General features: G+C 38.5%; 27 protein-coding genes, 1 tRNA gene and 1 pseudogene. 12 read left to right on the top strand and 17 right to left on the bottom strand.

All coding sequences use genetic code 11. The features are described 5' to 3' along the window. Positions 1-5: 5 nt before the first annotated feature. A complete protein-coding gene (locus ACRWSG_RS12125; RefSeq protein ID WP_054562716.1) occupies positions 6-452 on the bottom strand; it encodes a DNA polymerase III subunit chi in 447 nt (148 codons plus the stop codon). A gap of 126 nt (positions 453-578) precedes the next feature. Further along, positions 579-2094, bottom strand: a pseudogene (gene pepA, locus ACRWSG_RS12130) (leucyl aminopeptidase). A gap of 322 nt (positions 2095-2416) precedes the next feature. Here pepA and lptF point away from each other — a divergent pair. Next, the gene (gene lptF / locus ACRWSG_RS12135) at positions 2417-3529 is read left to right on the top strand and encodes an LPS export ABC transporter permease LptF (protein ID WP_054552637.1); all 1113 of its coding nucleotides are present in this window, start codon (positions 2417-2419) and stop codon (positions 3527-3529) included. Next, complete coding sequence (gene lptG, locus ACRWSG_RS12140; RefSeq protein ID WP_054552636.1) at positions 3526-4593, top strand: LPS export ABC transporter permease LptG; 1068 nt, start codon at positions 3526-3528, stop codon at positions 4591-4593. Before lptF ends, lptG begins: the two co-directional genes overlap by 4 nt. Before the next feature lie 62 nt (positions 4594-4655). Here lptG and ACRWSG_RS12145 read toward each other — a convergent pair whose 3' ends face one another. Next, a complete protein-coding gene (locus ACRWSG_RS12145) occupies positions 4656-5156 on the bottom strand; it encodes an RDD family protein (RefSeq protein WP_462166392.1) in 501 nt (166 codons plus the stop codon). A gap of 420 nt (positions 5157-5576) precedes the next feature. On the opposite strand from ACRWSG_RS12145, the gene ACRWSG_RS12150 reads away from it, so the two are divergent. Next, positions 5577-5661, top strand: a tRNA-Leu gene (locus ACRWSG_RS12150). A gap of 144 nt (positions 5662-5805) precedes the next feature. Here the strand turns inward: ACRWSG_RS12150 and ACRWSG_RS12155 are convergent. The 5 genes from ACRWSG_RS12155 to ACRWSG_RS12175 all read right to left on the bottom strand — a co-directional run bounded on the left by ACRWSG_RS12155 (position 5806) and on the right by ACRWSG_RS12175 (position 9188). Continuing rightward, positions 5806-6861 carry a tyrosine-type recombinase/integrase gene (locus ACRWSG_RS12155; protein ID WP_462166393.1) on the bottom strand — a complete coding sequence of 352 codons (1056 nt, stop codon included), beginning with the start codon at positions 6859-6861 and terminating at the stop codon, positions 5806-5808. A gap of 73 nt (positions 6862-6934) precedes the next feature. Next, complete coding sequence (locus ACRWSG_RS12160; RefSeq protein WP_462166394.1) at positions 6935-7585, bottom strand: tyrosine-type recombinase/integrase; 651 nt, start codon at positions 7583-7585, stop codon at positions 6935-6937. Then, on the bottom strand, positions 7582-8538 hold the full coding sequence (locus ACRWSG_RS12165) for a hypothetical protein (RefSeq protein ID WP_462166395.1): 957 nt from the start codon (positions 8536-8538) through the stop codon (positions 7582-7584). The genes ACRWSG_RS12160 and ACRWSG_RS12165 overlap by 4 nt, the downstream gene beginning before the upstream one ends. Continuing rightward, positions 8531-8680, bottom strand: coding sequence for a hypothetical protein (locus tag ACRWSG_RS12170; RefSeq protein ID WP_462166396.1), 150 nt, complete (start codon positions 8678-8680; stop codon positions 8531-8533). The genes ACRWSG_RS12165 and ACRWSG_RS12170 overlap by 8 nt, the downstream gene beginning before the upstream one ends. Positions 8681-8855: 175 nt before the next feature. Beyond that, positions 8856-9188, bottom strand: coding sequence for a hypothetical protein (locus ACRWSG_RS12175; protein WP_289098142.1), 333 nt, complete (start codon positions 9186-9188; stop codon positions 8856-8858). 108 nt (positions 9189-9296) lie between these two features. On the opposite strand from ACRWSG_RS12175, the gene ACRWSG_RS12180 reads away from it, so the two are divergent. The 3 genes from ACRWSG_RS12180 to ACRWSG_RS12190 all read left to right on the top strand — a co-directional run bounded on the left by ACRWSG_RS12180 (position 9297) and on the right by ACRWSG_RS12190 (position 11030). Further along, positions 9297-9611, top strand: a complete 315-nt coding sequence (locus tag ACRWSG_RS12180; protein WP_462166398.1) for a hypothetical protein — start codon at positions 9297-9299, stop codon at positions 9609-9611. 49 nt (positions 9612-9660) lie between these two features. Continuing rightward, positions 9661-10053, top strand: coding sequence for a hypothetical protein (locus tag ACRWSG_RS12185; protein WP_462166399.1), 393 nt, complete (start codon positions 9661-9663; stop codon positions 10051-10053). Positions 10054-10793: 740 nt separating this feature from the next. Beyond that, positions 10794-11030: a hypothetical protein gene (locus tag ACRWSG_RS12190; RefSeq protein ID WP_462166400.1), complete on the top strand. Its 237-nt coding sequence runs from the start codon at positions 10794-10796 to the stop codon at positions 11028-11030. Positions 11031-11212: 182 nt separating this feature from the next. Here the strand turns inward: ACRWSG_RS12190 and ACRWSG_RS12195 are convergent, their stop codons facing one another. From ACRWSG_RS12195 to ACRWSG_RS12205, 3 genes are all read right to left on the bottom strand, one after another. Beyond that, on the bottom strand, positions 11213-11953 hold the full coding sequence (locus ACRWSG_RS12195) for a DUF2971 domain-containing protein (protein WP_462166402.1): 741 nt from the start codon (positions 11951-11953) through the stop codon (positions 11213-11215). Between the two features lie 104 nt (positions 11954-12057). Next, positions 12058-12201: a hypothetical protein gene (locus tag ACRWSG_RS12200; RefSeq protein WP_462166403.1), complete on the bottom strand. Its 144-nt coding sequence runs from the start codon at positions 12199-12201 to the stop codon at positions 12058-12060. A 22-nt stretch (positions 12202-12223) separates the two neighbouring features. Continuing rightward, positions 12224-12397, bottom strand: a complete 174-nt coding sequence (locus ACRWSG_RS12205; RefSeq protein ID WP_462166404.1) for a hypothetical protein — start codon at positions 12395-12397, stop codon at positions 12224-12226. A gap of 79 nt (positions 12398-12476) precedes the next feature. Between ACRWSG_RS12205 and ACRWSG_RS12210 the strand changes: the two genes are divergently transcribed. Continuing rightward, positions 12477-12689 (top strand): hypothetical protein, encoded by a 213-nt coding sequence (locus ACRWSG_RS12210; protein WP_462166405.1) that lies wholly within the window; start codon positions 12477-12479, stop codon positions 12687-12689. A gap of 8 nt (positions 12690-12697) precedes the next feature. Then, positions 12698-12832 carry a hypothetical protein gene (locus tag ACRWSG_RS12215; protein ID WP_462166407.1) on the top strand — a complete coding sequence of 45 codons (135 nt, stop codon included), beginning with the start codon at positions 12698-12700 and terminating at the stop codon, positions 12830-12832. A gap of 26 nt (positions 12833-12858) precedes the next feature. On the opposite strand, the gene ACRWSG_RS12220 is transcribed toward ACRWSG_RS12215, so the two are convergent. From ACRWSG_RS12220 to ACRWSG_RS12245, 6 genes are all read right to left on the bottom strand, one after another. Continuing rightward, positions 12859-13251: a hypothetical protein gene (locus ACRWSG_RS12220; RefSeq protein WP_462166408.1), complete on the bottom strand. Its 393-nt coding sequence runs from the start codon at positions 13249-13251 to the stop codon at positions 12859-12861. A gap of 132 nt (positions 13252-13383) precedes the next feature. Next, positions 13384-13653 (bottom strand): DUF6953 family protein, encoded by a 270-nt coding sequence (locus ACRWSG_RS12225; protein WP_462166409.1) that lies wholly within the window; start codon positions 13651-13653, stop codon positions 13384-13386. A gap of 232 nt (positions 13654-13885) precedes the next feature. Next, positions 13886-14344: an SIR2 family protein gene (locus ACRWSG_RS12230; RefSeq protein ID WP_462166410.1), complete on the bottom strand. Its 459-nt coding sequence runs from the start codon at positions 14342-14344 to the stop codon at positions 13886-13888. Further along, complete coding sequence (locus tag ACRWSG_RS12235) at positions 14310-15407, bottom strand: SIR2 family protein (protein ID WP_462166411.1); 1098 nt, start codon at positions 15405-15407, stop codon at positions 14310-14312. Before ACRWSG_RS12235 ends, ACRWSG_RS12230 begins: the two co-directional genes overlap by 35 nt. A gap of 94 nt (positions 15408-15501) precedes the next feature. Continuing rightward, the gene (locus ACRWSG_RS12240; protein WP_462166412.1) at positions 15502-16074 is read right to left on the bottom strand and encodes an AbiU2 domain-containing protein; all 573 of its coding nucleotides are present in this window, start codon (positions 16072-16074) and stop codon (positions 15502-15504) included. Between the two features lie 392 nt (positions 16075-16466). Beyond that, positions 16467-17339, bottom strand: a complete 873-nt coding sequence (locus ACRWSG_RS12245) for a hypothetical protein (RefSeq protein ID WP_462166413.1) — start codon at positions 17337-17339, stop codon at positions 16467-16469. A 993-nt stretch (positions 17340-18332) separates the two neighbouring features. On the opposite strand from ACRWSG_RS12245, the gene ACRWSG_RS12250 reads away from it, so the two are divergent. The 4 genes from ACRWSG_RS12250 to ACRWSG_RS12265 all read left to right on the top strand — a co-directional run bounded on the left by ACRWSG_RS12250 (position 18333) and on the right by ACRWSG_RS12265 (position 23585). Then, complete coding sequence (locus ACRWSG_RS12250; RefSeq protein WP_462166414.1) at positions 18333-18737, top strand: hypothetical protein; 405 nt, start codon at positions 18333-18335, stop codon at positions 18735-18737. 707 nt (positions 18738-19444) lie between these two features. Further along, positions 19445-20038, top strand: coding sequence for a hypothetical protein (locus ACRWSG_RS12255; protein ID WP_462166415.1), 594 nt, complete (start codon positions 19445-19447; stop codon positions 20036-20038). After that, complete coding sequence (locus ACRWSG_RS12260; protein ID WP_462166416.1) at positions 20035-21162, top strand: efflux RND transporter periplasmic adaptor subunit; 1128 nt, start codon at positions 20035-20037, stop codon at positions 21160-21162. The genes ACRWSG_RS12255 and ACRWSG_RS12260 overlap by 4 nt, the downstream gene beginning before the upstream one ends. Positions 21163-21170: 8 nt before the next feature. Then, entirely contained in the window at positions 21171-23585 is a 2415-nt protein-coding gene (locus tag ACRWSG_RS12265) for an efflux RND transporter permease subunit (RefSeq protein WP_462166417.1), read from the top strand. Positions 23586-23590 lie beyond the last annotated feature (5 nt).

The raw sequence follows: 23590 nt of genomic DNA on the forward strand, positions 1-23590 counted from the left end.
AATGCTTAAATGTCAATTTCTTGCGTTGCAATATGGGCGCCCAGTTGGCGAAGCTTTTTAAACCGCTCACGGGCGGCTTGCTTAGCATTTGGCTCAACGGGTACGAAATCATAAACCTGCTGAAAACGGCGAATAAAATCCGGTAGGTGTTCAGCTAGGTTGATTAATATTTTTCTGTTGCCGACAGGTGGAGTCATACCAATTTCAACCGGAGCGCCACCTTTAGGGCCTTCACCTTGTAAGTTGTGTGGTACAAAACTATCTGGTTCAAATGACCAAATGATGTCGTCGATTGTGTGGGCCGTGTCGGTGTTATCAGCGTAAATAAATACGCGATGACCTAGACGATACTGATCCGCAGCAATTTTAGCTGCCAGATCGAAAACAGCGCCAGCCGTTTGGTGGGCACTATCATCTTGTTTTAGAACGTAAAATTGTGCGTTCATATTCATAGTGACTTTCGTCCCCACAGATACACAGATCAAAGCAGGGATTTTGACATAGAACGCGAATTGCTTCAATTAATAAGGCGCCATTTGGCGCCTTATTTAGGGTTAGTTTTAAGCTTGCGGTAAGGCTTAATCGTGACTTGCTTCACTCACGCCTGCGCGGTTTAGCAAATACTGAGTCAACATAGGCACCGGACGACCGGTTGCGCCTTTGTTTTTACCGCCGCTGCGCCATGCTGTACCTGCGATATCTAAATGCGCCCAGTTATATTTTTTGGTGAATTTAGATAAGAAGCATGCCGCTGTAATCGTACCTGCGGCACGGCCACCTAAGTTGGTGAAATCAGCGAATGGGCTTTCAAGTTGCTCTTGATAGTCATCCCATAAAGGTAACTGCCATGCGCGGTCGCCACTTTGCTCAGATGCTTTTAGTAGGTCATGGGCCAGTGGGTTGTGGTTTGATAGTAAACCTGTGGCATGCGAACCTAGCGCGATAATACACGCACCTGTCAGTGTTGCTACATCGACAACGGTATCAGGTTCAAAGCGCTCAACATAAGTGAGTGCATCACACAGTACTAAACGGCCTTCAGCATCGGTGTTTAACACTTCAACTGTTTGACCCGACATGGTTGTTAAGATATCACCTGGGCGATAAGCGTTTGAGCCAGGCATGTTTTCACAACCCGCTAAAACACCGACAACGTTAATTGGTAATTGCATTTGCACAAGTGCGCGCATAGTACCAATAACACCCGCTGCACCACCCATGTCGTATTTCATTTCATCCATGGCTTCGCCTGGCTTGATTGAAATACCGCCAGAGTCGAAAGTTAAGCCTTTACCGACTAACACGATTGGCGCTTGGTCTTTGTCGCCACCTTGATAGTTGATCACCGACATAACCGATTCATTAGCACTACCACGGCCAACCGCCAGGTATGAATTCATGCCAAGCTCTGCCATTTTTTCTTCACCGATAATATCAACAGTCACATTATCGAAGTTATCAGCGATTTCTTGCGCTTGCTCACCTAAATACGCAGGATTACAGATATTTGGCGGCATATTGGCAACGTCTTTACATAACTTGCTACCTGCAGCGATGGCTAAGCCATGCTCAATTGCACTTTCGCCAATGGTTAACTCACGACGCGTTGGTACGTTGAAAACAATTTTACGTAAAGGACGACGAGGGTCGCTTTTTTTGCTCTTCAGTTGATTGAAGGTGTATAAGCAGTCCTGAGTTGTTTCAACTGCTTGGCGTACTTTCCAATAAGTATCACGACTCTTAACATGTTGCTCAGTTAAAAAGCATACCGCTTCCATTGAACCTGTTTCGTTAAGTGTGTTTATCGTTTTTGAGATAATTTGTTTGTATTGTTTGTCATCAAGCTCGCGCTCTTTGCCGCAACCTACCAACAATACTCGTTCGCTTAGTACATTAGGTACATGATGTAATAGTAATACTTGGCCAGGCTTACCTTCAAGAATCGCCGCGGCGCAATAAGTTTGAGATATAACCGTCACTGATTTTATCTAATTGTTCACCAATGGGGGATAAACGACGTGGCTCATAAACGCCTACTACAATACATGCGCTACGTTGCTTTTCTGGACTACCACTTTTTACGCTAAATTCCATTGTTGCTCCTGATATTGAGTCGTATAACCTTAATTTATAAGGGTAAGAATTTCTTTTTCGAGTCTTTTCTTACATTTTTTAGTTTAGTAGCACTAATCTTAGTACATAAACCATGACTCTATTTATGTGTTTTTGAACTTTATCTTAATGTGAATATCAATATCACATAATAGATGTCATCTGTACCATTAATGCAAGATTATATGCGCTTGCTAGGTATGATATTTGACACTGATGACATATAATAAAGTGAGTAAAATAACTAGTTTACTCAAAAATCCTTACTATTCCAGTGAAACTCGATGTTTAACAGGGGCGAGCATTGCTAATTTTTCGTTATTTGACCACTGAAGTCTTCAAGTCGCAGGTCGCCGTATTTTTAACTTTGATGACTATTTTTGTGTCTCAAAAGTTTGTTGTTATTTTAGGAGACGCCTCTGAAGGGGGTCTTCCAGCTAAACTTGTGCTTTCGATGATTGCGCTAAAGCTTCCTCAACTTGCTTCACTTATCCTGCCTTTGAGTATCTTCTTGGGTATTATTTTGGCGTACAGTCGCATTTATGCTGACAGCGAAATGACAGTTTTCAGAGCCTGCGGTGTCAGTGAGTGGTACGTAGTTCGGGTAACGCTTATCTCAAGTACTGCCATGGCTATTTTAGCTGGTGCCCTAACTCTTTATGTCGCACCATGGGCCAGTGAGCAAGAATATCAATTAAAAGAACAAGCAAAAGCCGATGCAGGCTTATCGGCATTACGTGCTGGGCGTTTCCAGCAAACAGGTAACGAAAAAGCGGTCGTTTTTATTCACAACATTGAAAACAGTGGTAAAGAGCTACACAAGGTATTTGTTGCGCAGTTACCTGATCGTGAAAAAGGTGACTTAGCCCGTTTAGTGTATGCAGAGCGTGGTGTGGTGATTGAACAAGATAACGGTGAACAGCAACTTGTTCTTAATGATGGTAAGCGCTACGAAACAGACGGCGAGTCTGCTGCTTTGAACTTAACTGAGTTCGATGGTTACAGTGTGCAAATTCAAGATCAAGAAATCGAGCACCAGCGCCGTAAGTTAGAAGCAATTCCAACCCTTGATTTATTGAAAATGAAAACCTCTGAAGCTATTGCACAGTGGCAGTGGCGTTTAGCTATACCACTTTCAATTCCATTATTAACTTTACTCGCGGTGCCTCTGAGTGTGGTGAATCCGCGCCAAGGGAAATTCGCTAAATTAGTGCCCGCAATTAGCTTGTATTTAGGGTATTTCATTTTGTTGAATGCCGCTAAGTTTGCTGTTGAAGATGGAAAAATACCGCCTTCAATTGGCTTATGGTGGATCCATTTATCAGCCTTGTTTATTGGTGGTTTCTTGATTATTAAAGGTCGTCCGCTCGGCGCATGGTTAAAGGCAGTTGTGACTAAGCGGGAGTTAAGCGCATGATGAAAACACTCGACTGGTATTTAGGTCGCAGCATAATTCAAACAACCGGTTTTGCTTTAATGGTGCTGGTAGGTATTAGTACCCTGATTAAGTTTATTGAGCAGTTAAAATCAGTTGGCCGTGGTAGCTACGATATTGCAACAGCGTTGATTTACACCCTGTATAGCATGCCAGGTGATTTAGTTATCTTCTTCCCAATGGCAGCATTGATTGGTGGCTTAACAGGTCTAGGCGCATTGGCATCAAATAGTGAGTTGGTTGTTATGCAAGCGGCGGGTATGTCACGTTTGCAAATTATTGTATCAGTCATGAAAACCGCGATGTTTATGGCTATTTGTATGATGGCGCTAGGTGAATGGGGCGCCCCAGAAGCACAGCTCAAAGCAAAAGAAATACGTAACCAAGCGATTTATGGTGGTGATGTATTTAATGCTAAGCAAGGTGTGTGGGCAAAAGATGGTAGTAACTTTATTAATATTGAAGATGTCGATCAGCAAGGTACTTTACGTGGCGTGCATATGTATCACTTTGATAAATCGTTGCAACTTACGCAAATTACCAAGGCAGAAGAAGCATTAAATCGTAAAGATGGCTGGTTACTTCGTGATGTAAATAAAGTCATGATCACGCCAGAGCAGATCACGACTGAGCAGTACAAAGAAGAGTTCTACGACTCGCAACTGACTGCTGAAAAATTAGGCGTTGTATCAGTTAAGCCCGAATCGTTGTCGTTTACTGGGCTTTGGTCTTATTTAGGTTATTTACAGCAAAATGAACAAGATACTAGCACCTATGAGTTGGCGCTATGGCGCAAAATCATGCAGCCAGTATCTATCGCCGTTATGTTGTTAGTTGCTCTGTCGTTTATATTCGGACCACTTCGCACAGTAACCATGGGCGCACGTATCATCATGGGTGTCATAACTGGTATTACTTTCCACTTAACCAATGAGATATTTGGTCCTGTGGTAATGGTTTACCAAATACCTGCAGTGGTTGGTGCTGTGTTACCAAGTCTGTTGTTTATTGGGTTTGCAACATACCTGTTGAATAAACGGGTGTAAGATTCGTTTTAAATCATAAAAAAGCGTGGTTTGAACCACGCTTTTTTATGCTTGATTTGCCTTTAATCAAGTGAGCGATAAATACGTTTGTTTTCTTCTTTAGTTAAAGTGATCACTTCAGTTTTTGCGATGTAATCTTGCAATGCGCGTTTATTTTTAAAATCGACCAACACCACTAAGTTACCTAAACCTAATAGTGCAGTAATTGCTCTGATTGCACCTTGATGCCAGCTAATTAAATGGTCATCGAGGGTTTGCACCTTCAAACGCCACGCGCGCATACCAATTGTTTGGCCGCTTTTAGTCCAAAAGTAACTAAAGAAACTGATACTCACTATTACTAATAATGCGCTACGGATACCGTATAGTAAGGGTGAATTTTGAATGAAAGCAGAGACATCTTCGGCGTCACCAATGCTAAGTAACTCTAAAGAAATAAGCCCTTGGATAGCTAATAAATACAGTACAGTTGTCAGCATCGCAAAGGCAATGATAACCAAGGTATCGTAAATTAAAGAGGCAAAGCGGCGCCAGAAACCGGCACGTGGAAACTCAGCTGACATAAACAATCTCATCCAATTAAATTGCGCAGTAGTTTAGCAAAGTCCTTCGCAAACAAGAAATACTTAACGGCTGTTTAGTATGCTGGGAACTGAACTGGCTTTGCTAACCTTAAATACACAATCAAAATGAGTATGCAAACATCACTATTTATTAAAGCAAAACCCACCATACCTTTAATCATCCAAGCTTTAAAATTTCAATACCTATAAAACTAGTAGGGTAGTGGGCACTGACAAACTCTAAAGTTAACAACTTGTTTAATTATTGTGCGGTTGATCAGTGACGCCGCACAAAACGCTTGCTGCCTTACCCATTCTTTGTATAATGCTTGGCATAGAGACAAAAGCAGTAAAAAAAGCTTTCGCTCTAAAGTGGTTTTTCTTTATCTTCTCGTGTTTAGAAGGTTAAAGAAAAATGAAGCCAGTATGATGGAATTGGTAGACATGACGGATTCAAAATCCGTTGCCTTCGGGCGTGGCGGTTCAAGTCCGCCTACTGGTACCACTTTTTAACCCGTTGATTTTCAACGGGTTTTTTCTTTTCTGCAATGTGCTTTTTCTTAGTCACATCCATTTTTTTATAAAATTAACCCAAACTGTGACGATTTTTTGCCACAGTTTTGTTTCTGCTTTTTACTTGTCACAATGGTCATGAGTTGTTTTTGTCACAGCTCACTTCTATTAGCTTGGATTCTTGTAAGCTGGATTTTGGTCCATCAATATTTTTCGCTTGTTCAGCAAGGTACTCTTGCGAAGGGTGAGCATAACGTTGCACCATTTCTAAAGTTTTCCAGCCACCTAGTTCTTTTAAAGCCAACAGATCTGTACCAGCCTCAATATGCCTAGTTGCCCAGTTGTGTCTTAAGTCATGAAACCTTAAACCATCCAATTGTGCCTGTTTGGTAATGCGTTTCCACAGTGCATCTTTAATATCTTTAACAGGGTTATTGTTAGTATTTACAAATACATAAGTAGAGCTTCTCTGCTCTTTTAGCTGTGAAAGCATCGTTATTGCTTTGTGAGATAATGGTACTATGACGTGATCTTTCGATTTGTGATCTTTCGCATCAATATAGATACACTGTTTGCAGAAGTCGATTTGTGACCATCGTAGTGAAAAAATATTGCTTCGCCTCATTCCTGTGAGTAAAGCGAAAATGAGGACACTTCTTAGGTAGTAGGGCGCGCATTCTAAGAGCTTTATAACATCAGCGTTATCTAGTTTAAAAAAGGCACGTCTAGGCTCTTTCTGTATCTTAATTACGGGTACTCTATCTATCCAGCCAAGCTCTTGGTGACAGAAGTTTAAAAACGCCTTAAGCTCTGCCAAGTATCTGTTGCGAGTAGCAATTGATATTTCTTGCTTTTTTGCAATAGTCGAGAGCACTAAGTGAGTGTCTATTTTCTGAACATTAGGATCGGCTAATTTGACCTTCCACCACTCTAGCTTTGATGCTTTTTCTTTAACTGTGCGATTTGATTGTCTCGATTCAAGATAAATCTCAACAGCTTCAGAAAAGCTGTGTGCTTCAGGCGTCGGATCAGTGATGTGCCTCCACAGTTCTTGCTTTAAGCCTGCTTCAAAGGCTTCTGCCTTAGCTTTTGATGTTTGTCTGGTGCTTTTGTTTATACGCTTGCGCTTATCTCCATAGCTTAGCTCAAACTTTGTGTACCAATACTTACTCTCTTTTTTCTTATAGATCATAGGTTATGCTCCAGTGAATACCTATGCTATTAACTTAATGATAAAAAGAGGAAAATACAGAAGGGTTTATTATTTATGTTCGACTATTTACAGCTTGAAATTCAGCTTCATTAACACCTGTATGAATATAACGTAGAACACCTTCTCTTGATTTCCAGCCTCCAGCGGCTGCTATTGTTTCTATTGTTGCCCCTTTACGTCTCATGTCAGTGGCAAAATAATGACGGGTTTGATGCAGCACAAAGCTTTCAGGTAATCCGGACTGCTTACATGCCTTGCGGATTCTAGCTCTTGATAGCTTTAGCATCTTTCCGTTGGAATCTGCAAAAAGTCTTTTATCAGTAATATTATTCTTAGCTTTATATTCATATATCTTTTTTATACAGGCTATAGCTTGATCACTAAGAGGTACATCACACATAACCTTTGCTTTGTTCTTGGATTCAGGTATATGGAATATCTTTTTATCTAAATCTATTTGAGTTTCTTCCATCATGAGAACTAATGTGAGCCTAAGTCCTGTACACCATAGTAGCTCCAAAAATAGTTTATCTAGCGGGTTTATAGCATATGCATCTATAAATTTAGACCAGGTATCCCACGGCAGCTCTATTAAATCGCGACGATTAGATTGAAATGATGGAATAGATGGAACAGCCTTTATTAAACCTAGAGATTTAGCAAGATCTAGCGATTGGCGTATATCTGACGCGTACGTGTTCATTGTGGCAGATACCAATCACACTCTTCCATGCTCATGAAAGTAAAGTATATAAAGGTCTCATCTACTTGAGACAATGGAATGTCGCCCATTAAGTGGCTTAAAGCAACCAATCTTCGGCATTGAGCTCCTAGCTTTTTGTTTTTAGTGCTACTTGATTTTTTACTTTTAGCTTTCTTTGATTTTTTATCTTCACTGTTCTTTTTTTTATATAAAAGTAAAAAGGCATCGTTGAGAGTTTTTCCTTGGAAATCTATGAGGCTAACTCCTTTATCGATAGAGGCTTGATGCAATAGTTCATTAGCTCTAGCTTTTGCTTCAATAGGATCACTTGTCTTTAAACTCATAACGCCGCTTTTTTGATTTAATAACATCTTTAACTTTTTATTGCTCCTAAACGATAAGCATAAGTATTTGCTATCGTTTCTCTTTGTAATTGCTGACTTTGTGAGAGTTACATAGTCTGGAATCTTACCGGATTCAAATGTATCTATGTGTGAGTCAATTAGTTTGGTTTTTTGATTGCTTGTTAGTTCAGAATAAGATTCGATTTTATCTATATGTTCTGGCAAATAATCATCGCATTGAGACTTTTGTTGTTCTTTCTTGCTTGGTAGTGAAGCAGACGAGGCTTCAGTTGATTGAATGGCTGTTTGAGCTGTACGCTCTTTTGAATCATTAGGCACTTTATCTTCGTTAATAGACTTTTCAGAAGGTAGAGGAGATACAGCGGTCGATTCGAAACTGGCCTTATTCGATTCACTAACAAATTCATGGTCTACATTAGTATTTAATTTATTATCGTCATAAAGTGTTCTTACTTGAGTTTGCATTTCACTTGCTGTTGAAGTGTTGCTACTAGATTCTCCCCACAATACTACCAGCTTATCAATAGGTGGAAATAACCACTCTCCTGAGCGAAGGCGAATAGTGTTGATAAGACCATCGTCAGCCATAATTTTGCACATCGCTTTCTGAAATACCAAGTACACACGCTATATCTTGTAAACTGCTAGCAAACTGATTTGAGCGCACAGCACAACTCACCATGCCATCAGGCATAGTGTTTTGCTTATGGTCTGCGTTCAATTGTTGCATGCAAAGTCTTTTTAATCTGAGAATGTGAAAATTCTAAGATGAAAAAAACTTTCAAACTAAAAAAGATTATGCAAACTTTCTATTTACTAAATAATTTTCACTCAAACATAAAATTTTATAAGTTGTTGATTATTTTATTTATATAAGTAAAAAAGCCAGCGTAGCTGGCTTTAGGTTATAACGAGTCAAAAAACGCGTTAACTGATTTATCAAACAAGTGATAAAAATATAAAAATTGTCCAGTGTGTTGAATATGCGACTGCACATCTCGTTTGAACTGCTTCAGTAAGTAGAAATTACAACTGAAAAACACGTTCGTAGCTGGGCGCATCTCTTCAGGTAACGCCCGCATAAAAGAATCGCTAACGACTATAAACTCTTGCTGAGCTACATAATTTCTTACGTAATATATGTAGCCATCATTCTGTTCATATAAAGCAATATATTCTTCATCATTAGCAACTGCAGGTCGCTTCTGAAATAGTTCCACAACGTTTGAGTTAGTCATATCCATCTCCAAAAAGTTTGTCTTCGAAAATAAATACGAGCTACTTATGCAAAATTTGCATGGTAAGCCGCTTCTTATTTGTAATTTTAATTACAAGGAGTAAACGAAATGCAAAATGACAAATTTAATGCTGCTGTAGCGGCCGATTTTTTAGAGAAAGTTAGTCAGTGCCTTTATCAAGAGTATGACGCTATTTATGACCTAAACTTTACGGAAGATGATTTTGATGTAGAGAAGCTGTTATTTCACTGCTTTTCTAGTAGCTACAAAATTAGTTTTAGCTATGAACAGTTATCTCTTCTAAGGTCACTATTATTACTGCTTTGTAGCAACACTAACTTATTAATGAGTAATGACGCTGGTGATAGTGAAAGCTTTGTTGATGAGCGTCAGTTGGAATTTGACTTCGATAACTCGTATTAATTCGCTTGCAGTGAACATGTTTATCTTTAAGTACATATAGGAGATAAACATGAGCCAAACAAAACTTCAAATTGTCAGAAAGTACACAAGAGAGTCTAAATCACCTTTTCAAGACGCATCGACGAGCCTTTGGCTTGCAAATGTCACTAACGAAGACAGGCTTGAGTTAGACTTTTCACAATACATATACGTTCATCGTGATGATGTTGGAAAAGTCGTCGGGGTCAGTGTTAGTAAGTCAATTGCTCGAGAGAGCAGTCTTGAAAGTCAGTATCTTGAAGGGAGCGGTATGTATCGAATACTTATCTTGTACATTGACCAAATAAAAGATTTCTGCGAGCTCTGGGCTGATGAATTTGAACTGTTCTTTCTACTGCCGCCTGATTTGTTCTTCGAATTAGCGCAGTGGCATTGGAACACAATCATTGAAAATGATGGTTAATTGAAGCGACTCGAAAGAGTCGCTTTTTCTAGAACATATTACTACCAGATAGCGTCATGCCCTTACTTGCAATGATACTATTCGTTGGCACTCGCTTTTTTATTATCTAGATATACCCAAATAGCGCCGCCAATCATCATTGATAGGGGGACCAGAAAAGTTAAGTATTCAATCTGAAAATTCATAGTACTTCTCCAATTCAAAGTGAGCAAAAATATGGTTCGCGGCTTTCACTAATAGTTAACTATAACATATCGTAACTTTAGCATGATTTCACTATACGGCCGTAGAGCGATAGCAATGTCATTTCTACTATCCATCACATGCTAGCTCAACTAAAAAATAGTGGCGCTCACAAGAAATAAAACCAAAAACACATCAATAAAGTGGTAATGGATAATCTTATTTTGCTTGTTTATTTCTTACTTAATAGTGCGAGACAGACTGAAATAAGCAGGACGCTCAATCATCACTTAGCAAATGTCGTTACCACCGCACCCTGGCGGAGGACCTAGATTTGGCTTCTTTAGGAAGTCAGCTCGCATATATAAGCGGTTTGCGATAAGAGTTAACTGTAGGGAGAGTTAGCTGTGTGAGTTGCACGAATGCGTTGCAGCAAACTCAGATGAATGACAGAGCAATAAAATAGAAAAGCAGGCACAGTGTGTCTGCTTTTCTCTTTAGATTTCTCATCGATCAAACTTATGTATTTGCACAGTACATAAAACAGGAGAAACTGTGTGAAGACATTACGCTTAAAGTTCGTTCTAGATTTAGTTCGAGTTATCGTGAATGTAATTTATATATTTGTGGTTATTGCGGTTGGATTTTGGGTAGTGGACTATTTTTCCATCTACAAAGCTGCATCAAGTTACTTATTCTCGGGTATCGATGGATATGCACGACTTATTATCGCATTCATATTTGCAGAAATCTTAGGCTATGTAGAATCGAGCTTAAGAGAAAAGTACTTGTAATACTCAGCGCCCAAAGGGCGCTTTTTAATGAATTTTGTACGGGTTATTGACGCTATGGCTAACTTATTTTTGTCAATTGATGAGGCTTGTTATACCACTTTTCGAAAAATGATTTTAAACAAATGGTATAGACGATTTATATATTACTACATTATCGAATTTGTTTTCCTGTAGAAATTCGTTCATCTCTGAAACCAACTTATCTTGGTCTTTTCCCGGATAATAAAAACACCTTCAATGCATGATTTAGGCAACACCATCTCAATATAGGGAATATCCGTTTCACCTTGTTTTCGGTAGAGAATTGGAGTGTTGTCAGTTTTACTTAGAGAGACAACTGCTCTATGTTCTTGTTCGGCATAAAATGCATCATGTTTTATTGATGTTGCATCGTAAACCAAAGAGCGTATAAACCAATCTTTGTGGGAACCTAGATAATATTCGTCATATAAAAATAGTAATGAGTCAAATTGTCTTGATAAATTAATATCTTTGTAATCTTTTGGGTAAACGCATGATTCAACGGAGTTTTGTCTAAATGAGCCTTCACAGGTCAAAGCTAATGTAACCAAACTCATATTAAAAATTACTGCACAATTACCGTATGTTCTCCACATTGTTAGCTCGTCCCCAGCCAAACAAAGAGATGAGACAAATATATCCAAATCATCCAAACTATTCATAGTTTCATTTTTTAAGGCGTTTTTTTCTGTGTTAGATAGTTTCTTTGTTTCAGAGATACTATCGACAAGGATTTCGATACCCTTCAAAACTTCAGAATAATCATTTAAATATTTATAATGAGTTGCCCACAATTTTCCTGTCTTTAGAATGTTTTTTACAGCATTTAAATCTGTATACTGATATATATGCATATAATCAAAACCTTTATAATTTGTTCCGCGGCGGGAGGTTAGTGGCATAACGCCGCAATATGCGGCAGATAATAGCTTGCTAAAATGTGAAACGAAGTGGAACCGAGCAAGCTCTGTTACGAATCCGACTATATTGCCTTGTTATAAGTCGTTTACTTAGAAATTAGGTCTCCAACCAGCCTTGAAATATTATTCATACCACTTTCCATACGTTCACTTAACACACCAGTTTTTTGGTATGTAGGAACCATGATATCAAGCTTCTGAAATTCATCATGATTGACAATAATATCCATGTAGGATTGTAACACCTCAGTCTTAGTGCTTTTTCTTATTAGATTCTTTTTTTACTTTTTCTTCATGACGGCTTACTTCAACAACATCATCGTCATCATATTTTGCGTAATAAAGTTCTCGACCAAGCCTTTTTTGCGACCACTTTAACCTACCTAACAAACTTTTAATTTCTTCCTGAAGCTCCGTTGTCCCCATTTGTCTCTGGTACCTCTGCTACTTTTAACTGGCTGTCCCAGCGGGGACAGTATTCTTTATAACTCAATAGGAGTAAATTATGTCTCAAAACTCAATGTCAAAAGCCGCTGCTGCTCGAATTCAGTCAGCAACAGCAAAAGCAAATGGCGGAGTAGTGCCTAAAGGTTCATTCGCTGCGAGAGCGCAATCTGCAGCAAGCCAATCAGGCGCAACTCCTCCCCCTAACGGTCCAAGCAAAACTTGCAATCCTTCTGGCGTTGGTCGCGGTAACAATCCACCAAAAAGCAAGTAGGAGGATCTATGCCAAATACATCAACTATGTCTGACGAGGAGCTAGACCTTTGGTCAGATATCAATAATCCGAATAACGATGCAGATATGGATGACTGGGCTGATGCCCATAATCCAAACAACGACGATTACTTGGATGATTAAATAAAAGTAGCTTGGGCTTGACCAAGCTACTTACATTGCTCAGCATTCCTTTCAAAAGCTTTTAAAAAACCTTCTTCATCAACTTTGTATCTAATGTATGAAATTTCGTTCATCGTATCCTCAAAAGCACAAAGACATAACTTCTTCTTGGAACCATAACTGCTATAAGATAGCGGCTCCTTATATGAGCTGGAACACGATTCTAAAACAGCGTATTCGACATCTAGAGGATAACGGTTATCTGTTATTGCGTAATCTATAAATTGACTACCACCATAAGCAAGTATCGCCGCTATACCTGCAGCTTTTAGTGGCTTTTTCACAGTGAATTTATCAATAACACTTGCACAGGTTTTACAATGAAATTTAACTGTTGCACCAATTTCGGCCTTCTCGCCGCAACCACATGATTCTGACATTAGCACTCCATGCTAGATTTAGACTTATAGCGTCCGCAAAACGGACTAATAAAGCTTGGTTACAATTGGTGAGGCACGGACCAATCCAAGCTTTATTAGTCCATGTGTTGATGCGTTTTTTATACGTAAAAGCTAATACTCAGAACGACCTTCGTATTTTTCACCTTCTTCTAGTTGACGCCATGCTTTTTCATAACGATCCCAAACTACAGTACCCTCTGTTAATTTTCGAAACTCCCTTAAAAGAGGCTTGCTAATTGCCAAATTGCCATTACGCTCATTTTCATACACATAATCCATCCCATGATTCTTTTCTAATTCGTAAGCTACATCTTCTTGGTAAAGCCAACCTTTTTTAAATTGGGACAACATCCACTGTGCCATTTTTTTATTATCGATCACAAAAATCTCCATTTACGTATAACAATTTATTAGTGCGAAAATCGCGTATATATCTACCACACAACTACTTACTTTTATCATTACTACACTTTTATCAAATTAGCTAATCTTTTGTTAGCTAAAAAATATTTTTATATTAGTAAATATTAACAGGAAGCAAAATAGTTGGCTAAATTTAGCGAGGAACGAGAAAAAGCCAGCTGTTTTTTGTCCGTTTGAAGGTCTTGTTAGTTTAATTAACCACTATACGTTTAATAATATCAGGGATATCATCATAACTTTCAAACCAAACAATTGTGACTCCTAGCTCTTTCATTAACTCTTCATTAAGAGTATGGTGCTGTTCCAAGAATTTTTCGGCAGAGTTTATATTTCCAATTACTTGGTTTTTCTTAGCTTTAATTCCATCAAAGCAAAAATCATTTGCAGTTAAGCGTTTCATAAAAGCAAAATGTTTAGTTTTCTCTAATTTCTTCGATGATATATCAAGAAGTCTTCTTAAGTTAGGGTCAGTCATTGATAACCCAACCATTAAGCAATTGTTTTCTCTAAAGGTGTTAAGTTGAACTAAGTTTGACCAATGATAAGGATTTGAATAAATATGATGGTAGCCTTCTTCTGAAAATACTAAGGTAGAATCATCTAAATTTTGATAGCTAGACTGATCTTTCAGGTAAGAAACCATGTGCATGGTATATCGGGAGGTCATCAGGATCGTAACTTTCATTCTCGGTATAAATAGAACGAAATTGAATTGAATCTCTAAGAAGCTGCCTTTCTAACAAGTCATCGAAATTATACGTGACTACAGATCTTACTTTAGCTCCTGTTCGTTTAGGTAAGCACATGGATGCTAAAGACTCGATTAGTGAAGAAGCAATATTAAAATTTCGGTTTCTTAATTTATAGAGGCTTTCAGTTACAGCATTAATGAACCCCTTGGCATCTCTACCGTTACTTGAGAGTCCCCTACGTAAATAACGTGCAGCCATCAGTGCAGAAGGCTCATCGATCACATTGAGTCGTTGAACAAGCTCTGTAATGTCTTCTTCTGAAGTTGTATTGTCACCATCGAACTTATTTGCCATATATCGAACAAATAAAGAATTTAATAATGTGTTCCAATCTGGCATACCTGCACTACTAGAAACACCTGCTCCTAATATTAGTGAGAAGTGCCCTCTTTTATAGCAATGCGATATATTTTCAATAATATTTGTTCGCTCCTGCTTCCAATCATGACTTTGATTTTTAAGTGCGTCATTAAGCCTTAAAGAAAATAAATTATTTGAAATTTCATCCGCCAATTCAATATTTTTTTCTACAATTACATTTAGTTCCTTAGGTCCCCATATATGCACCTTGAAAGGCCAATTTACTGAAGAAAGTATTTCACCATACCTTTCGACAAAACGTGAAGGAATTGGCTTTGCTGAAATAATAATTAAGTGCTTAACATTAGGTTCACCGTCATTATATTTAGCAAACTGAAATAACCGCTCAATATATTTTTTGTAATGCACATTATCCAAATTGAATTTAATTTCGATTAAAGTTGAACCATCAAAAGCATCAAAGCCCTCTGGAGCGACAGCATCACCAAAATCAATAATTTTTTTCCTATCAAGATGATTGAAAGGTTTACCTTGATTTTCTATATGCTTTCTTAATAAATGTTGGACCAATGTTTCGAAAGAGTAGTAGCTTTTAGGTCCTCCCTCATCAATCATGGATATGTATTTTTCAACTAACATTGTAATTCCATTTCAAAATTAAACTAACGCTTAGCTAACAGTAAAATTGAATAAGCTAAAATCGAGCGAAGTGACGAGCTTATTTAATTTTATCCTATTTTAGCGCCTTGTTATATTTAATCGACTCTATAAATTTTGAGCCTACATTTTCATATTTATAGTTTAAATTGCTACTTACACTGGAAATACCATTTTTAGCCATTAAACCTAAAACTAAGTTAATAGATGTTTCTACTAATTCTTTAGCAGAGTCAAAGGTAACATTATGCTTAATGGTTTCACTTTGACCACAGAGTAGAGCTTTATCATTATGAGCCAGTTTAAAATCTCTGTATTCTTTAATGCTAACTTCATCCCATAATTGTGCTGTTTTTTTTCGAAGATTTTGAAGCTTTTCGTCAAGCGAATCTTCGTATTTTAATATCAAGTTACGTTGGGAAAGATATTCATGGCGCTCGTTTTTACTTTTATAGGCATCTGTGTCAAACAGCCTAGCTAGTGAAATTAAGATCTCATCATGCATTGAGCGTTTTAGAATCGCACCAAACTCGATTGATTTAGAAGATAAAATATCAATAGATTCTCGACAGTCGAATATTTCACTGTATACCTGAATTGTTCTGCGTACTCTAACTGCTTCTGATAGATATCTGTTGAACTCATCCATGAAGCGAAACTCTCCTAAAAATATGACATTTTAATAGTACGCAAGTCGCGTATATTTCTACTATACAACTGCTCACTTTTATCAGTGCTATATTTCTATCAAATTACCTAACTTTTTGCTAGCTAAGAAAATATTTTATATTGGTAATGAGGTCTGACGACAAATATGCGCTAATAGCTCATTTTCCTGAATATAGAGAAAAGGTGTAAATTCTGAATATAAAAAATTTATCAAAAGAAAATACTCAATGTCCGCTCATTGCAAACCTTTAAAGTCATTACGTTATCTCATCTTGGGGCAGAAACGAGTTTGTCAAAATACCATTAGTAGTGCTTCATTATTATGGTAATTTTGCTGAAGCGGAATGTTATGTGTATTGGCATGTAACAGTTTTAATAAAACTTATCATCAATCACACCCAAAAACTTAGTTCTAATAATTATTTTTTCTTTCAGTATCTCAGCTTCTGCCTCCGTCAGTAGTGGCAGCTTTGTTTTCTTGTCATACCTTGTTGGCATTTCATCGAGTAGCTGCTTATAAAAGCGCTGTGTGTCTTGCTGAATTTTTGTTGATGCTACGATGAGAAAGACTTTGTCATACAACTTCTGCTCACCAAAAAGTGCGCTTTTAAATTTTAGAATGCTTTGTTCATGCTGTTGTTTTCGCTTAAACGAGTGTTCTATTTCAATTGCAGCGATTTCGCTATTGTTCAGTAATACTAGCGCATCAACGTTTTTTACATCATTTGATGGGAACAGGCGTTTGAACTCTGACTCTGTCAAATAGGCTTTCCAGAGCGGATTAGAAGTACCGTCTGCATTACTATTTTGAATACCAAGCGCGAGCACTAGGCTTAAAATGCTGTCATGCATAATGGAATTTTGATTCACCTGGTGTATTGGCTCTGATGTTGAGCGAAAAGGGAAATCGATTTGTGTTAACTCACGCGCATATTGTGCGCCTGCGTATGTTAATACATAGACGCGGCCATCTGCCGCTCGAATTGTTTTTGCAGCTTGAAGTAACCCCATACCGACGAGTTTGTTTAAAAACTCTAATGTCTTCGCTCTGTTAGTTTGCCATACGTCTGCACACACAATCGCTGATACAAATCCAAACCGCATTGCATGTTTTATTGTCCACTCTAGTTTTACCTGGCCTTGTTGTCGTCGGTTTTTATATTTTTTGTAATGCATATCGATGTCAAAGTAGGGCAGGTATACATTACTGTTGGTAATACCAGAAGTATCTTTATCTATCGTCATTTTTATCTCCATTGTGATTTGTTTACTTGGAGATATGAAGGTTTGAGTGATACGAACTTTGCTAAAATAGCGATGAATTATCGGTTTTTCATTAGGAGAAGCATTCGCTTCACTGCACCTAATGAAAATACTTATAGATAAATTAAGTATGAAGTTTCACTTCATTAATCTCAAAGGTTTCACTTTGCGATTAAACGCTTACAACCCACGCTAGCTCTTATGTTGACATTCGTCAACGAGCTAGCTCCACGAAGCGTTCGCTTCTAGGGTTGACGCTTAGCGCATGTCCGGCTTGCGCCGCACTAACCCCCCTTTTACCATGCCAGGCTGCGCATTGATAAATCTTGTTGCTTGTAAAGCTGGCAGTCGTTCGTGTCCTCACTTTTAGGTTTACTGTTTCATTGCTTCGCTATTACACAGTAAATTTTTGCTCCACAAAAACAAAAGCGGGGTTAGTCCGCCACGGTCGGACATGCGCTGCTGCGCTCGAAAATTGGCTTCGCAATTATTCTTACTACGCGATTTATTGAGTTGTTTCACAACTGCTTTTTGTTGCAGTCAAAGCGGTTGCTTTGATGCGAGATGACGCTTCGCTTTGTAATTAACACCAGAACACTTTCTGCATAATCTACTTTTATTAATCTTTGATAATGCGTGTACGATTTTCTCGTTGACAAAAAACAGATACAGAATCTCGAATTGTAGCGGGACGAGTATCTTTGCTTTTATTAATAAATAAGCTCTACAAAGAGCCAAGGAGAACGAATTATGAGATAGATAAGATGGTTTGCCTGCACAGTATTCGCTGTGATTAAACCGTAAACAGGCTGGTGTTTAGCGCTGCACGAGAAGCAAAGCCATAGATAAAAGCAGTCAACACTTTTTATCTTTGAAAACTTTTTAGTCGATAAAAGTTTTTATAAAAATATGTTTGCAAATGGGTTTTAAATTCTTAAAGTCAAATAGCGCCAAAACGAAAATTAAGGTGCAATTATGACAGACTTACTAAGTTTAAAACTATTCGGCCATTGTTCTGTAGAGCCATTTATAGAAGAAGATATAGACACACAAATCACCCCAATTGATGTATGTGATGACATACTGACCAATCCTTTGAACCTCTCAGCGCAGACAGATATGGCTGCTGCAACTGCTTGCGTGCTATCTACTGAAAGCGATATTTCAGAGCCCCTCATAGAGCCTGTATCGTTAATTGATATTAATGACAACTTAGCTTTGTCAGATTCAATATCGAGTACTGATGAGTGCCATGTAACCCACACAGACCATAGCTTTATGTTATCGGATGAAGGCGGGATCATAACGTTTGATGACGACCATGGTGCGACGGACTGGGGATTTGATGATGCAGGTATCAGTGATAATACAGATTTTTAGATTAAGCAAAGCTTAGTTTACGTAAGCAAAGAATTAAAAATTTTGTCCTAGTAGTTAGTCCTACCAAAGCCCATATCAGTGGGCTTTTTTGTGTTCAAATCTGGTTACTGATTCAATATGTATCAACTATTCTGCTACGCTTCAAAGCAAACCTTAATTAAGGTATGCATTGAGCGAAAAACGCAGGGCACATCATGTCGAAAATAAATATAACCACTTGCTAATTTATTGCATACCTAATAATTGAATGGTAACCTCCTTTCGTTAATTTATTTTAAATTCACTTATGCGCAAATTTATCCTTATCACATTTATGCTATGTTTTCTAAGCACACAGGTGCTTGGAAGCGTTGTCTATGAGGATGAGCACAAGCAACAAGGTGATATTCATACTTTAATACATGAGTTAGGGCAACCTCACAGTCATGATCATGACGATGAAAGTAATTTTAAGCTGTCTTACTCTATTGAAGCCTTTGAGCATATAGCATCTGATACCGATTGCTGTGTTGTTGGTTTAATTGATGCTTTACCGCATCAGACAAGTGATAGAAATTTATCAGATACAGTTATTTGGTATGCTAGTAACTGGTCATCCCCACATCTCCAACATATAAAGCCACCTCCAAGGTACTAATCCTAAGAAATAAACAAATCAAACCTCGCCTCAGTTTGGCGCGAGGCCCTGTTATTTTTTTGGATTAATTATGTTTTTTAATACATTTTTGCTGCGATGCTGGCAGCGTGTTATTGCGTCTATTTCGTACGTTTTATTTACTTCAGTCGTATTATCATCAATGGTATTTGCGTCACCTGGTGCTCATGGCCCAAATGGAGAGCACTTAGATACTTCTAATAGTGTCTTAGCTTCTGTAAACCCTAAATTTGAAAGCTTTACTGAATCGTTCGAATTATTAGGGGAGTTATTCGAATCGCAATTGGTAATTTACCTACACGACTTTAAAACAAATGTACCAGTAGAGGGCGCTTCTATAGAGCTCGAGTCTGGACAACTCTCTGCGAGCACAGAGTATTCAGATACTTTAAAAGCATACCTTCTAACCGACCCAAAAATGCTGAAAAAGTTAAATGCTGAAGGAAATCATGAGGTTGTGCTTACGGTTTTGACGCAAGATAGTGGCGATTTGCTTGTTGCTAATTTTGATATAACAAAAGCTCAGACAAATGAGCACCACGATGAAGAACATCATCATATACCTTGGTTTGAAATCTTTGTTGCCTTTGTCGTTTTTTGTGTCGGTTTCGTTTTTGGTCGTATCAACAAGGAGAAAAAATCATGAGATTGAAGCATTCTAGATTTTTAAAATTAAGTCTCCTTACTGTAAGCCTTTTCTCTACCACATTAATTGCTTCACCAGGTGCTCATGACCCTAATGGTGAACACTTAGACCAAAATTCTAGTAAAGGAAATGGAGAGCTTGGCAGACAAGCTGATGGCTCAGTGTTAATGCCAATGAAACATCAGGCACTTCTTGATATCAGAACACAGTTTGCTGAAGTAACAGCTGCCAATAAGCATGTGCAACTTCATGGTATCGTAAAACCGCACCCTGACGGTTTTGCAATTATTCAACCAAGCAGTGATGGTCGATTAGATGCACCAGAAAAAGGCATGTATACCAGTGGTACCTTGGTCAAAGCAGGTGAGATCTTAGGCTACATCCGCTATCAATACACAGCATTTGATTTAGCAAGTCAAACTAGTGAACTCGTTGCTGTTAGAAATCAGATAGCACAAACCAATCGCGATGTTGAAAGGCTTAGAAAGCTTGGCGATTTAGCTTCTAAACAAGAAAGAGAACAACTTGAAACCCAACTAACTACTTTTAAACAGCAAGAAAGCGTTCTTAAGCAAGGTATCGAAAAATCTGAAGCTCTTATTGCCCCTATTGATGGTGTACTAGTTAATAAATCTGTATCTAGAGGTCAGTGGGTTGAGGCTGGAAAGACGCTTTTTGAAATTGTTTCACCTAGAAAGTTTATAGTAGAAGCAACTACAAGCAACACTAATTTGTTAAGTAAATTTACTACGGCTGAAATTACACAATTGCCTAATGTGGAGCTCAATTATGCGGGATATTCTCCAGAGTTGGTGAATGGACTAATTCATGCAAACTTTGAATCGTTAAATAATACGGACAATAACTTACTATTAAATAAGCCTGTTACGATTAAAGCACCTTTAAACGAGACCATTGAAGGGATTGTTTTACCTGCTAAGGCCGTCGTTTTAAGCGCGAATAATTTACCCCAAGTTTGGATAAAATTATCAGCAGAGCGATTCTTACCACAAATAGTTGAATACGAAGAGCTTGAGCCAGGTTACGTCGTTATCACTAAGGGTTTAGGAGCTGATAATCGTGTTGTGGTAGAAGGCTCGTCATTACTCAATCAAGTAAGGTAGGCTTTGGCATGTTTAATTTTTTAGTTAAGTCGAGCCTAAGCAATCGGCTGGTTGTGCTGCTTATCGCACTCGTTATGATGGTTTATGGCTTGATGCAGGGACAAAAGTTACCTGTTGATGTATTTCCTAATTTGAACAAACCTGTTGTTACGGTCTTGACTGAAGCTGGAGGGATGGCACCAGAGGAAGTTGAGCAGCTAGTAACATTTCCATTAGAAAACTTACTCAATGGTGTGACAGGCGTTACAAGAGTTAGGTCTACATCTGGGATCGGCTTATCAATTGTTTACGTTGAGTTCGAGTGGGACACCGATATTTACCGTAATAGGCAATTAGTTTCAGAGCGATTAGATCTTGCATCTGAACAGTTACCATCGGGTATCACGTCTGTTATGGGATATGTTTCTTCGATAATGGGTGAAGTGATGCTTATTGCATTACCCATAAGTAATGAGCAACAAGCCAGCCCAATGCAAGCGCGAGAGTATGCAGATTTTGTACTACGTCCACGTTTGCTTTCAATTCCTGGTGTATCACAAGTTATCCCTATTGGTGGTGAAGTCCGGCAGCTAAAAGTTGCACCTAACACAATGCGTATGCGTCAGTTAGGTATTAGTTTAGAGCAACTTCAAACCTCACTTGAAGACTTCGCTGCAAACTTTGGCGGTGGTTTTATTGATATTAACAACCAAGAGTATTTAATTCGCCATAAAGGGCGCACACTAGACATTACTAACTTGCAAAATCTCGCTGTTGGCTGGCATAAGCAAAAGGCAATCTTGCTTTCACAAGTTGCTACCGTCAGTTATTCCGCAGCAGTCAAACGTGGTGATGGTGGCTTTAACGGCGCTCCAGCGGTAGTTATCAATGTACAGAAACAACCAAACGCTGATACTGTCCAGTTAACCAAGCAAATTGAATTAGCATTGGATGAGTTGAAAACAGGTTTACCTGAAGGCATGGCAGCGCCTAAGGTATTATTTAGGCAAGCTGACTTTATTACTTCATCTATTGATAATGTTACCGAAGCACTTAGAGATGGTGCAATTATGGTAACGATTATTTTGTTTTTATTCTTACTCTCAGTAAAAACAACGATAATTTCATTATTTGCTATTCCTTTATCGTTATCTGTAACTGTTCTTATTTTCCAATGGTTAGGTCAGAGCATAAATGTAATGACTCTAGGGGGCTTGGCGATTGCTATTGGTGAGCTTGTGGATGATTCAGTTGTTGATGTTGAAAATATCCTACGCCGTTTAAAGCAGAATGCTTTAGCAGAGAAACCCAAAACAGTCTTTGAAGTTATTTGGCGGGCGAGTGTAGAAGTTCGCTCAGGCATTGTATATGCAACGGCGATTGTAATTTTGGTATTCCTACCATTGTTTGCTTTACCTGGCATAGAAGGTCGTTTGTTTTCACCTTTGGGTATTGCGTATATAGTCGCCATTTTAGGCTCGCTATTAGTTTCTATGACTGTGACGCCTGTTTTATGTTTTTACCTATTACCTGGTGCTAAAGTTATTCACCAAGGTGATAGTGTAATCGTGACCAAGTTAAAGCACTGGCAGGGGTTATGGATTGAATGGGCATTACCGAAATCAAAGCAGCTGATAGCCTTTGTAGGTGTGATTGCGGTGGTAACTGCAACAAGTGTGACTCAATTTCCTAGAGCATTTCTACCATCATTTAATGAAGGCTCTCTTGTATTAGGGATGATTTTCGAACCAGGAACATCACTACAAGAGTCTAATAAAATGGGGCATCTTGCAGAGTCACTTTTGCTATCTGTACCAGAAGTGACGCAAGTAGGCCGAAGAACTGGGCGTGCGGAATTAGATGAACATGCTGAAGGGGTTCATTCATCGGAAATTGACGTCGATTTGCTCCCCTCAGAGCGTAGTCGAGATGAAGTGCTAGAAGATATTAGGGGAAAGCTATCTGTTATTCCTGGGCAAATTGCAATTGGTCAACCTATTTCACATCGTTTAGATCATTTGCTTTCGGGCGTAAGAGCACAGCTAGCGATTAAACTGTTTGGAGATGACTTAGAAAGTTTGCGGATCAGCGCAGCATCAATTCGAAGTAAATTAGAAGGGATACCAGGCTTAGTCGATATCAATATCGAAAAACAAGTATTGATACCGCAACTGAGTGTGAGGCTCAAATATTCTGAGTTATCAAAATATGGATTAACACCAGGTTCTGCGCTACGTCAGTTAAATATTCTTACCGAAGGTACAAGCGTAGCAGATGTGATAGATGGTGTTCAGCGGTTCGAGCTTGTTGTTCGGTTAGATGACCAAAACCGAACACCTGAACAACTAGGACAAACACTTATAGACTCTCCTGCTGGAAGCATACCTGTTGCCTACATTGCAGATATTCAATTACTCGACGGGACCAAATCAAATTTTACGTGAAAATG

Source organism: Pseudoalteromonas sp. GB43 (assembly GCF_054923805.1).